Raw genomic sequence first — 11,420 nt, forward strand, 5'->3', positions numbered from 1 at the left:
CTCTCCAAAAGCCTCCCTGGTGAAATTAGCGCTGTGGAACCACCCGATCCCATCCCGAACTCGGAAGTGAAACGCAGCTGCGCCGATGGTAGTGTGGCTCAAGCCATGCGAGAGTAGGTCATCGCCAGGGTTTATACCCAAGAACCCCGCTGCCCACGCAGCGGGGTTTTTCTTTGTGCGTTTCAGCAGCCGATGTTTCAGCCGGCGTTGCCGTGTCCCAGGAACGGCTGGATCACTGCCGCGATCTGGGCGGGCGCTTCCATATGCAGGTGATGGTTGCCCGGAAACACGGCCAGGCGCCCGTCGCGCAGGTGCTGCAGTCGCTCGCTGCGCATCGGCTCGGGATAGTACGACTGCGCGGGAGTCGCGTAGATCACCTGCGTAGGGCAGGCGATGGCCTGCAGCAGGTTGTCGATCTGGCCCTCGCTGAGCCGGATGGCGGTGGGCAGCATCAGGCGCGGATCGCTGCACCAGCGATAGCCGCCCTCCACAGGCTCGACCCCGCGCTCGACCAGCAGGCGCGCGCAGCCTTCGCTGAGCTGGTTGGTCATCATCCGCGCGCGGATTGGCGCGGCAAGATCGGGGAAGACCCTGAGCTGCTTGCGCGATAGCGCGCGCGTGGCAGTCACATGCTCACGCAGCCGATCCGCGGTGTCCTCTTCCGGTCCCCGCAGGCCGCCCAGCGCTTCGATGGCGACCAGGCGTTCAATGCGGTCACTGACCGCCGCCGTCAGGCTGGCGATGCCCGCACCCATCGAATGGCCGAGCAGGCTGAAGCGCTCCCAGCCCAGCGCGTCGGCCACGTCAAGGACGTGGCAGATCGCGGCAGCGGTGGTGTAGCTGGCGCCGGCCGGGAGATGGGCGCTGTGGCCATGGCCAGGCAGGTCGATGGCCACCAGATCCAGATGGGGCAGATGCGGCGCGAGTGGCACGAAGCTGGCGGCGTTATCCAACCACCCATGCAGGGCCAGCACACGCGGGCCCTCTCCGTGATTGCGCAGGCCGGCCACGCGCGCGCCGCCGACCTCGAGTTCGAACCCCTGCAGGCTCATGCCAGCGAGGCCACGGCCAGCCGTGCCAAGGCACGCGCGTGCTCGGATCCATCGTTGAGGCAGGGGATGTAACGCATCCGTGCGCCGCGTTCGGCGAGGGTTTCAGTGAATCCCATCTCGACTTCTTCCAGCGTTTCCAGGCAGTCGGTGGCAAAGCCGGGGCAGACCACGTCGATCTGCTTCACGCCGGCGTCGGCCAGCGCCCACAGGCTGGGTTCGGCATACGGCTGCAACCAGCGCTCGCGCCCGAAACGCGACTGGTAGCCGAGCTGCCACTCGCTCCATTCCAGGCCCAGCGCATTGGCGATCGCCTGCGCACTGGCCTCGCAGCGCTGCGGATAGGGATCACCGCCATCGGCCAGGCGCTGTGGAATGCCGTGGAAGGAGAACATCAACCTCTGGCCACGGCCATGCGCCTGCCAGTAGCGCTGGATGGAGGCTGCCACGGCTGCGACCCAGTCCGGGTCGACCGAGTAGTCCTGTACCAGGCTGACCGTGATGCCCGGATTCCTGCGCTGCCAGGCATCGACACGATCCTCCACCGATGCGGTGGTGGTGGTCGAATACTGGGGATAGAGCGGCAGCACGACGATGCGCCGCACGCCTTCCGCCGCCAGCCGGTCCAGTTCCGCGGTCAATGCGGGTTCGCCATAGCGCATCGCATGGCGCACGCGCAGGGTCGGCAGCAGAGCTTGCATCGCCTGCGCCAGCCGCCGGGTATGGACCATCAGCGGCGAGCCCTCGGGCAGCCAGACCTGGGCGTACTTGGCGGCCGAGCGGCCGCTGCGCAATGGCAGGATCAGGCCGCGCAGCAGCGGCTGCCACAGCAGCGCCGGAATCGACACCACGCGCGGGTCGGACAGGAACTCAGCCAGGTAACGGCGTACGGCGGGGGCCGTCGGCGTCTCGGGCGTGCCTAGGTTGACCGCCAGCACGGCGGTATCGGGTGCGTCGAGCATGGGTCTCATTGTCGCCGATCTGCCGCTGTATCGGGATGCAGGATCTGCATCGCAGGCATAGTCATCTCCGATGCGGGACCGATGACGCTCATTGCCGATTCATCACAACACTACTAATTTCAGTCACTTGCTATATCTTCCTATGGACTGACTTCTGGAGCCTGCCATGCGTCGCCCGATCCAAGCCCTGCTGATCGCCGCCAGCCTGCTGTCCAGCCAGGCCATGGCCGGGCCGCAGGAAGACCAGCGCGCCCGCAACGCGGTGCGTGTGCTGGCTGAAATCCAGGAAATCCCTGAACAGGGGATTCCGGACAAACTGCTCGACGAAGGCCGCGCGGTCATCGTCATTCCCGACACGATCAAGGCAGGCCTGGTCATTGGTGGCCGCCGTGGCCATGGCCTGATGTCGGTCCGCATGCCGAACGGCGCTTGGTCCAACCCGGTCTTCGTCAAGCTCACCGGCGGCAGCATTGGCTTCCAGGCCGGCGTGCAGTCGTCGGACGTGGTGCTGGTGTTCCGCAACGACCGCAGCCTGGACAACCTGGTCAACGGCAAGTTCACCCTGGGCGCCGATGCCGGTGTGGCGGCCGGTCCGGTCGGCCGCAATGCGGCCGCGGCCACCGACGGCCAGCTCAAGGCCGAAATCTGGTCGTGGTCGCGTGCGCGTGGCCTGTTCGCCGGCGTCGCCCTGGACGGTGCGGTGCTGCAGATCGACGATGCCGCCAACCTTGACGCCTATGGCAGCAACACCACGCCGCGGATGATCTTCGAGGGCCGGGCAGCAGGTGCGCCGTCGATGGATGTGGTCGCCTTCCGTGATCGCCTGGAGGAGGCGACCTATGCCGCGCGCAACAACCGCGGTGGCAATGGTGGCACGGCCTCGCGCCCGGCTCCGGCGCCGACGGTCGCACCGCCGCCTGTTCAGGCAGCCCCGGCGGTCCCGGCGGAAGCCACCACCGCGCCCCTGCAGAACGTGCCGCAGAACCCGCCGCCACAGCAGCAGGGCTTCCAGCCGGTCAATGAAGGCGAAATCCGCACGGAGACGCTGGGCGGGAACTGACTTTCGTCACGCGCGCCGGCTAACGGCCGGTGCGCTATGCTCGACAGCCTGATCACTAACGTAACGAGCGTCTTTATGGGCAGTTTCAGCATCTGGCATTGGTTGGTCGTGCTGGCCATCGTCCTGCTGGTGTTCGGCACCAAGCGTCTGACCAGCGGCGCCAAGGACCTCGGTTCGGCGGTCAAGGAATTCAAGAAGGGCATGCGCGACGAGGACAAGCCGAACGCGCAGCTGGGCGATGAGACGCGCAGCCAGGACGCCTCGCGCACCGCGCAGGACGAGCACGACCGCAACGCACGCTGATCCGGAGCGGTCGCGGTGTTTGATATCGGCTTCAGCGAACTGCTGGTCATTGCGGTGGTCGCCCTGGTGGTGCTCGGTCCCGAGCGTCTGCCCAAGGCGGCCCGTTTTGCCGGCCTGTGGGTCCGTCGTGCCCGCAATCAGTGGGACTCGGTGAAACAGGAACTGGAGCGCGAACTGCAGGCCGAAGAGATCAAGCGGCAGATGCAGGACGTGCGGCAGGGCATGCAGGACACCGAGAACCAGTTGCGTGCCAGCGGCGAGGCGATCCGTCGCGAAGCCGCGCAGGCACAGCAGCAGGGTGATGCGCTGGCGCAGGAGACGCGGGCACCGGCGCCGGCGGACCTGCCGCCGCATGTCAGCCAGGCACAGCAGGCTGCACCTCCCGCGTCCATGGGCGACGGCACTGCGGCCGATGCCGGCGGGGCGTCCGCTGCATCCGCAGCGGATGTAGACGACACCCGTCCGGTGCCAGCGTCGCAGAGCGAGGAGCGCGGCCGATGAGCGAACAGGATTTCGGCGAGAGCTCGCTGGTTGAGCATCTGGTGGAGCTTCGCGGCCGCCTGGTGCGTGCGCTGCTGGGCCTGGGCGTGGTGCTGCTGGCACTGCTGCCCTTTACCCAGAAGTTGTACAACGCGCTGGCCGAACCGCTGGTCTCGCAGCTGCCGAACGGCCAGACGATGATCGCCACCAACCCGGCCGGCGCCTTCTTCGCTCCGTTGAAGCTGACCTTCTTCGTCGCGCTGTTCGTGGCGGTGCCGTGGCTGCTGTACCAGTTGTGGGCCTTCGTCGCGCCGGGACTGTATGCCCGCGAAAAACGCCTGGCGGTGCCCCTGCTGGTGTCGTCGGTGCTGCTTTTCTACACCGGTTGCGCCTTCGCGTATTTCCTGGTGTTGCCGGCGGTGTTCCACTTCCTCACCACCTTCAGCCCCGATGTGATCGCGATCACTCCGGATGCCAACGCCTACCTGGATTTCGTGCTGGCGATCTTCTTCGCCTTCGGTGGCAGCTTCGAGCTGCCGGTGGCGATGGTGATCCTGGTACTGCTGGGATGGGTGACGCCGCAGCAGTTCAAGGAGGGCCGTGGCTACGCGATCGTGGGCATCTTCGTGGTGGCGGCCGTGCTGACGCCGCCTGACGTGGTCTCGCAGCTGATGCTGGCGATCCCGATGTGCCTGCTGTACGAACTGGGCATCCATGCCGCGCGATGGCTGGTGCCGTCCTCGGTGGTGAAGAAGCCCGCCGCGTGATGCGGCAGCGCCGGGCATGGCCCGGCGCTACCGTTGGGCGTGCTCAGGCGTGGAAGACGTCGTTCGCCGGCGGCGTGGCCGGAACCGGCGGAGCGCCACGGCTGCCACGGTGCACGAACATCTGCTTCCAGGCGGCATACACCGCGCCGACGTACAGCGGCATCACCACGGTGGTCAGCAGCAGCTGTGCGATGAACACAGCCACCATCTGCCCCCCCAGCAGCATCGCGATCTGGATCACGATCACGAACAGGATGTAGCCGCAGAAGGCGGCGATCACGCCGAGCACAGCGAACACCGCCATCGCCGCGATGTTCTCGATGCAGCCCTGCAGGCTCAGGCGCAGCGCGTGCATGCCGCTCTGCTTGTCGAACACCACCAGCGCTGGCTGGGTGAACATCGCCAGGGTCAGGGCGATGGCGGTCACGAACACCAGCAGCATCCACAGTGCGATGCGCGTGGCCGGCAGCTGGGCGACCAGTTCGGCGGCGGCTTCGGGGCTGACCTGCTGGTTGCTGCGGGCGATCTCTTCCATCCGTGCCATGACGTCGCTGAAGGCGGCGAAGCCTTCGCGACCGATCATCAGGTACAGCAGCACGCCCAGCAGCAGGACCACCAGCACCTGGATCGCCAGCGGCACCAGCAGGTGGCTGACGCGGTGGTCACGGATCGGCTGCAGCAGGTGGGTGACCAGGCCGGGCCGGCCATCGTCGATCTCGCCCATGGCGTACAGCATGCCGCCGAACATGATCGGCGAGACGGCCAGGGTCATCAGCTGCACGGCCAGGCCCAGCGCGCCGGGCACCAGGGTGGACAGCAGGGTGACCACCCAGCTGACCAGCATCCAGGTCAGGCCGATCCGCGCCAGCTGCAGCGGTGCACGCCGGTACAGGGAGAACGTATCCAGCAACCACTGGGCGCCCGCCGAGGCCGGCAGCTTGCGAATCTCTTTCATGGACATCCGGAGAGGACAGAAGGGGAGCGGGCAGTACCCGCGCCGCCGATTATCCCTGTTTTGCCGCCGGCTGGGCTGAAGACTGCCGCGCCTGGCGGACGAAACGGCGCAGCAGCTGCCGGGCCAGGGGGGCGGCGCTGACCGCGCGCTCGATGCTGCGGGCGCAGCCACCGTGGCGGCCGATGCAGTCAGCCCGCGCACGCACGTAGCCGCGCATGTGGTGGGTGGCGAACTCGGGATGGAACTGCACGCCCCACGCCTGCCGGCCCCAGCGGAAGGCATGGCAGCCATCCTGCGGCGACCGTGCCAGCACGGCGGCCCCCTCGGGGGCACGCAGTACGGTCTGCAGATGGGTCGCGTGTGCCGCGAAATGCTGCGGCAGCCCCTGGAACAGGGGGTCCTGTGCTGCCTGCGGCTGCAGCTCCAGTTCAATGGTGCCCGACTCGCGTCCGGCCGGGTTGTAGGCCACTTCGCCGCCCAGCGCATGCGCCAGCAGCTGGTGCCCGTAGCAGATGCCGAACACCGGCACGTCATCGTGGGCGGCCTGCCGCAGCCACGCCGCGCTGCGCTCGCTCCAGTCGGCGTGGTCGGTGACGAAAGCGGCCGAGCCGGTCACCATCACCCCGGCGAACGCGCGCGGGTCGGGCAGGACGCCGCCGTGCTCGACATCGACCACCACCGTCTCGTGTTCTTCCAGGCCGGCGGCGACGCGGATCCAGTGCGGGAAACGCCCATAACGACGCAGCGAGGGCACTGGACGGCCGGTTTCAAGAATCAGGAAGGGCGCTGGGTTCATCCGGGGGCGGCAGGACAGACAGGACTTCCTCGATTGTAGTCAGCCCCTGCGCCACCTTTTCAAGCCCCGCCTGGCGTAGGGTCCGCAGGCCCTCGGCACGGGCGGCACGGCTGAAACCGGCCAGATCCATGTCGGCGCGGATCTGCGCGCGAAGCCGCGAACCCAATGGCAGCAACTCATACAGGCCGATGCGGCCGAGGAAACCGGTGCGCCGGCACTCCAGGCAACCGACCGGCCGACAGGGCGTGGCGGCATCTGGATATGCGGCATGGCTATCAGCCAGTACCGCCCAATCGGCGGCACCGAGCGTATGCGGCTGCTTGCAGTGCGGGCACAGGGTGCGCACCAGGCGCTGGGCGAGGATGCCGTTGACGGTGGAGGCCAGCAGGTAATGCGGCACGCCCAGGTCGAGCAGGCGGGTGATGGCCGAGGGGGCGTCGTTGGTGTGCAGGGTGGACAGCACCAGATGGCCCGTCAGCGACGCCTGTACCGCCATCTGCGCGGTTTCCAGGTCGCGGATCTCGCCGATCATGATGATGTCCGGATCCTGCCGCAGCAGGGTGCGTACGCCGCTGGCGAAGTCCAGGTCGATGTTGGTCTGCACCTGCATCTGGTTGAACTCCGGCGCGATCATCTCGATCGGATCCTCCACCGTGCACACGTTCACGTCCGGGGTGGCCAGGCGCTTGAGCGTGGAGTACAGGGTGGTGGTCTTGCCGGAGCCGGTCGGGCCGGTCACCAGCACGATGCCGTGCGGACGCTCGACCAGGGCGTTCCAGCCGGCAGCCTCCTGCGGGCTGAAACCCAGCTGGTCGATGCTCTTGAACGCCGCATCCGGGTCGAAGATGCGCATCACGCACTTCTCGCCGAACGCTGTGGGCATGGTCGACAGGCGCATTTCCACCTCGCGCCCACCCGGTGACCGGGTCTTGATGCGGCCATCCTGCGGCCGGCGACGCTCGGCCAGGTCCATGCGGCCCAGCACCTTGATGCGGCTGACCACGGCGGTCATCACCGCCGGTGGCACCTCGAACACCTTGTGCAGCACGCCATCGATGCGGAACCGCATGCGGCCCATGTCGCGGCGCGGCTCCAGGTGGATGTCCGACGCACGCTGCTCATAGGCGTACTGCAGCAGCCAGTCGACGATGTGCACGATGTGCTGGTCGTCGGCGTTGACGTCGCCGGTGCGGCCGAGCTCGACCAGCTGCTCGAAGCTGGGCAGGGCGGTGTTCACCTCGCCGCGCACGTCGCCGCGCGCGCCACGCACCGAGCGCGTGACGCCGTAGAACTCCATGGTGTAGCGGTGCAGGTCCAGCGGATTGACCACGGCCAGCTCGATGCGGCGGCGGGTCAGGTGCTGCAGGTCGCGGCGCCATTCCTGTACCAGCGGTTCGCTGGTGGCCACCAGCACGCGTTCGGCGTCCACCGCCAGTGGCAGGAAGCGATGGCGGCGCGCATAGGCGTGCGAAACCAGGGCCGTGACCGCCGCCACATCGACGCGGGTCGGGTCGATGCGCAGGTAGCGGGTGCCGGTGCGCCGCGCCAGCCACTCGGTGAGGCGTTCCAGGGTCAGTTCGCCGCCGTCGCTGGCGGCAAGCTTGAGGTTGGACAGCAGTACCAGCGGATGGACTTCACTGGCGTTGCGGGCGCCCTGCGCGGAAAACCGCACGCGCTCGCGGTCCTGCCCGGCCACCAGGCCATCGGCCAGCAGTGCGGCCGAGACCTGTTCAAACAGCAGGCGGCCCCACGGCAGCGGTACCGCGCCAGGCTCGCCGGGCGTGCCCGCCGGCAGCCGATGTTCCATCTGCCTGCTCCTCCCGGGTACGGAATGCCCCGCAGGTCGGCCGTTATACTAGCGCACCCCCTTGCCGGCCAAGAATCGTCCGCATGTCCGCGACCCCGACCGTTCCGATCACCTTCCAGGGCCTGATCCAGACCCTGAACCAGTTCTGGGCCCAGCAGGGCTGCGTGCTCATCCAGCCGCTCGACCTGGAGGTGGGCGCCGGTACGTTCCACCCGGCGACCTTCCTGCGTGCGATCGGTCCGGAAGGCTGGAACGCGGCCTACGTGCAGCCCTCGCGCCGTCCCACCGACGGCCGTTACGGCGAGAACCCGAACCGCCTGCAGCGCTATTACCAGTACCAGGTGGCGATGAAGCCGGCGCCGGACAACATCCAGCAGCTGTACCTGGATTCGCTGCAGGCGCTGGGCATCGACCCGCTGGTGCACGACCTGCGCTTCGTCGAGGACAACTGGGAGTCGCCGACCCTGGGTGCCTGGGGCCTGGGCTGGGAGGTCTGGCTCAACGGCATGGAAGTGACCCAGTTCACCTACTTCCAGCAGGCCGGTGGCCTGGAGTGCCGCCCGGTGCTGGGCGAGATCACCTACGGTCTCGAGCGCCTGTGCATGTACCTGCAGAACTGCGACAACGTTTACGACCTGGTGTGGACCTACGGGCCGGACGGACAGCCGGTGACCTACGGTGACGTCTATCACCAGAACGAGGTGGAGCAGAGCACCTACAACTTCGAGCATGCCGACGTGGAAGAAATGTTCCACCGCTTCGACGCCTGCGAGCGCGAGGCGCAGAAGCTGGTCGAAGTGGGCCTGCCGCTGCCGGCCTACGAGCAGGTGATGAAGGCCAGCCACACGTTCAACCTGCTGGATGCGCGCCGCGCCATCAGCGTGACCGAACGCCAACGCTACATCCTGCGCGTGCGTGCGCTGGCCCAGGCGGTGGCCCGGGCCTACTACGAGCAGCGCGAGAAGCTGGGCTTCCCGGGCGCGAAGAAAGCCTGACGGCCGCTCTCCCACCCTGCTTTTCATCACACCCCGGGGCGCCGGACGCGTTGCGCGCTGCGCCCCCCACCACAGGATCGAACCGATGAGCCAATTGTCCCCCCTGCTGATCGAACTGGGCACCGAGGAGTTGCCGGTCAAGGCGCTGCCGGGCCTGGCCCAGGCGTTTTTCGACGGTGTTGTCGAAGGCCTGCGCAAGCGCGGCATTGCCCTGGACACGGGCGATGCACGTCCGCTGTCCACCCCGCGCCGGTTGGCCGTGCTGCTGCCGGGCGTCGGCCTGGAACAGCCGGAGCAGCACAGCGAAGTGCTGGGCCCGTACCTGAACATCGCGCTGGATGCAGAAGGCCAGCCGACCAAGGCGTTGCAGGGCTTCGCCGCCAAGGCCGGCATCGACTGGACCGCGCTGGAGAAGACCACCGACAACAAGGGCGAGCGTTTCGTGCATCGCGCGGTGACGCCGGGCGCGAGCACCGCCGATCTGCTGCCTGAGATCCTGCGCGAGGCCATCGCCGCCATGCCGATCCCCAAGCCGATGCGCTGGGGCGACCACCCGTGGGGCTTCGCGCGGCCGGTGCATTGGCTGGTGCTGCTGCACGGCAAGGACGTGGTCGCGGCCGAGCTGTTCGGCCTCAAGGCCGACCGCATGAGCCGTGGCCATCGCTTCCACCATGACAAGACCGTGTGGCTGACCCAGCCGCAGGACTACGTCGAATCGCTGCGCGCGGCCCATGTGCTGGTCGACCCGGCCGAGCGCCGCGCGCGCATCGTCGCCGAGGTCGAAGCCGCCGCCGGCAAGGCTGGCGGCAGTGCGCGCATCACCGAGGACAATCTTGAGCAGGTGGTGAACCTGGTCGAGTGGCCCTCGGCAGTGCTGTGCAGCTTCGAGCGCGCCTTCCTGGCCGTGCCGCAGGAAGCGTTGATCGAAACGATGGAGATCAACCAGAAGTTCTTCCCGGTGCTGGATGACGCGGGCACGCTGACCGAGAAGTTCATCGGCATCGCCAACATCGAGTCGAAGGATGTGGCCGAAGTGGCCAAGGGCTACGAACGCGTGATCCGCCCGCGCTTCGCCGATGCCAAGTTCTTCTTCGATGAAGACCTGAAGCAGGGGCTGGCCGCGATGGGCGAGGGCCTGAAGACCGTGACCTACCAGGCCAAGCTGGGCAGCGTGGCGGACAAGGTCGCGCGCGTGGCGGCGCTGGCCGAAGCGGTTGCCGTGCAGGTGGGTGCCGATCCGGTGCAGGCCCGCCGCAGCGCGGAGCTGGCCAAGAACGACCTGCAGTCGCGCATGGTCAACGAGTTCCCGGAACTGCAGGGCATCGCCGGCCGCCATTACGCGGTGGCGGGCGGAGAATCGCCGGACGTGGCGCTGGCCCTCGACGAGGCGTACCAGCCGCGCTTCGGTGGCGATGACATCGCGCTGTCGCCGTTGGGCAAGGTGCTGGCCATCGCCGAGCGTGTGGACACACTGGCCGGCGGGTTCGCGGCGGGCCTGAAGCCGACCGGCAACAAGGATCCCTTTGCCCTGCGCCGCAACGCACTGGGCCTGGCCCGTACGATCATCGAGAGTGGCTTCGAGCTGGACCTGCGCGCGCTGCTGGCCAGCGCCAACCAAGGCCTGGCCGCGCGTGGCGTGCAGGCCGATGTGGGTGAGCTGTACGACTTCATCCTGGATCGCCTGAAGGGCTATTACGCCGACAAGGGCGTGCCGGCCACCCACTTCAACGCGGTCGCCGAACTGAAGCCGGCGTCGCTGTACGACTTCGATCGCCGCCTCGACGCGATCGGCACGTTTGCAGCGCTGCCCGAGGCCGAGGCCCTGGCCGCCGCGAACAAGCGCATCCGCAACATCCTCCGTAAGGCTGAAGGCGACATTCCGGGCCAGATCGACCCGTCGCTGCTGCAGGAGGAGGCCGAGCGCGCGCTGGCCGAAGCCGTCACCGCCGCCATCGACGACACGGGCGCCAGCCTGCATCAGAAGGACTACGTGGCCGTGCTGGCCCGCCTGGCCCGCCTGCGCCCGCAGGTCGATGCATTCTTCGATGGTGTGATGGTCAATGCCGAAGACCCCGCGCTGCGCGGCAATCGCCTGGCGCTGCTGACCCTGCTGGGCGAGCGACTGGGCAAGGTCGCCGCGATCGAGCATCTGTCGAGCTGAGTGGTCGCGCCGGGCCACGCCCGGCGAACGCGCGGTGTGGTGCTGGAAGAAGCCGCCGGGCATGGCCCGGCGTTACCGACATCAT

General features: G+C 67.9%; 11 protein-coding genes and 1 rRNA gene. 7 read left to right on the top strand and 5 right to left on the bottom strand.

All coding sequences use genetic code 11. From position 1 onward, the window contains the following. The first annotated feature begins 15 nt into the window (after window positions 1-15). Window positions 16-130: ribosomal RNA gene (gene rrf / locus AC5P76_RS06600) — 5S ribosomal RNA — on the top strand. Window positions 131-197: 67 nt separating this feature from the next. Here rrf and AC5P76_RS06605 read toward each other — a convergent pair. After that, window positions 198-1,052 carry an alpha/beta fold hydrolase gene (locus AC5P76_RS06605; RefSeq protein ID WP_253119081.1) on the bottom strand — a complete coding sequence of 285 codons (855 nt, stop codon included), beginning with the start codon at window positions 1,050-1,052 and terminating at the stop codon, window positions 198-200. Then, window positions 1,049-2,011 (bottom strand): ferrochelatase, encoded by a 963-nt coding sequence (gene hemH, locus AC5P76_RS06610; protein WP_253119083.1) that lies wholly within the window; start codon window positions 2,009-2,011, stop codon window positions 1,049-1,051. Before hemH ends, AC5P76_RS06605 begins: the two co-directional genes overlap by 4 nt. Before the next feature lie 166 nt (window positions 2,012-2,177). Between hemH and AC5P76_RS06615 the strand changes: the two genes are divergently transcribed. The 4 genes from AC5P76_RS06615 to tatC all read left to right on the top strand — a co-directional run bounded on the left by AC5P76_RS06615 (window position 2,178) and on the right by tatC (window position 4,621). Then, window positions 2,178-3,071 carry a lipid-binding SYLF domain-containing protein gene (locus AC5P76_RS06615; protein WP_053517681.1) on the top strand — a complete coding sequence of 298 codons (894 nt, stop codon included), beginning with the start codon at window positions 2,178-2,180 and terminating at the stop codon, window positions 3,069-3,071. A 75-nt stretch (window positions 3,072-3,146) separates the two neighbouring features. Continuing rightward, window positions 3,147-3,374 carry a Sec-independent protein translocase subunit TatA gene (tatA, locus tag AC5P76_RS06620; protein ID WP_053517682.1) on the top strand — a complete coding sequence of 76 codons (228 nt, stop codon included), beginning with the start codon at window positions 3,147-3,149 and terminating at the stop codon, window positions 3,372-3,374. Between the two features lie 15 nt (window positions 3,375-3,389). Then, complete coding sequence (gene tatB, locus AC5P76_RS06625) at window positions 3,390-3,875, top strand: Sec-independent protein translocase protein TatB (RefSeq protein ID WP_065181400.1); 486 nt, start codon at window positions 3,390-3,392, stop codon at window positions 3,873-3,875. Beyond that, the gene (gene tatC, locus AC5P76_RS06630; RefSeq protein WP_010482410.1) at window positions 3,872-4,621 is read left to right on the top strand and encodes a twin-arginine translocase subunit TatC; all 750 of its coding nucleotides are present in this window, start codon (window positions 3,872-3,874) and stop codon (window positions 4,619-4,621) included. Before tatB ends, tatC begins: the two co-directional genes overlap by 4 nt. A 43-nt stretch (window positions 4,622-4,664) precedes the next feature. Here the strand turns inward: tatC and AC5P76_RS06635 are convergent, their stop codons facing one another. Genes AC5P76_RS06635 through AC5P76_RS06645 form a run of 3 tightly spaced genes read right to left on the bottom strand, consistent with a single transcriptional unit; the run spans window position 4,665 to window position 8,179 of the window. Then, window positions 4,665-5,576, bottom strand: coding sequence for a BPSS1780 family membrane protein (locus AC5P76_RS06635; protein ID WP_053517685.1), 912 nt, complete (start codon window positions 5,574-5,576; stop codon window positions 4,665-4,667). Window positions 5,577-5,625: 49 nt separating this feature from the next. Further along, a complete protein-coding gene (locus AC5P76_RS06640; RefSeq protein WP_053517686.1) occupies window positions 5,626-6,372 on the bottom strand; it encodes a glutamine amidotransferase in 747 nt (248 codons plus the stop codon). Further along, on the bottom strand, window positions 6,344-8,179 hold the full coding sequence (locus tag AC5P76_RS06645) for a GspE/PulE family protein (RefSeq protein ID WP_111187173.1): 1,836 nt from the start codon (window positions 8,177-8,179) through the stop codon (window positions 6,344-6,346). Before AC5P76_RS06645 ends, AC5P76_RS06640 begins: the two co-directional genes overlap by 29 nt. Window positions 8,180-8,262: 83 nt before the next feature. Between AC5P76_RS06645 and glyQ the strand changes: the two genes are divergently transcribed. Then, the gene (glyQ, locus tag AC5P76_RS06650) at window positions 8,263-9,174 is read left to right on the top strand and encodes a glycine--tRNA ligase subunit alpha (protein WP_053517689.1); all 912 of its coding nucleotides are present in this window, start codon (window positions 8,263-8,265) and stop codon (window positions 9,172-9,174) included. Window positions 9,175-9,259: 85 nt separating this feature from the next. Continuing rightward, window positions 9,260-11,335, top strand: a complete 2,076-nt coding sequence (gene glyS / locus AC5P76_RS06655) for a glycine--tRNA ligase subunit beta (protein ID WP_065181403.1) — start codon at window positions 9,260-9,262, stop codon at window positions 11,333-11,335. The last annotated feature ends 85 nt before the right edge of the window (window positions 11,336-11,420 follow it).

This window comes from Stenotrophomonas sp. YJH_SMC_36 (assembly GCF_059369935.1).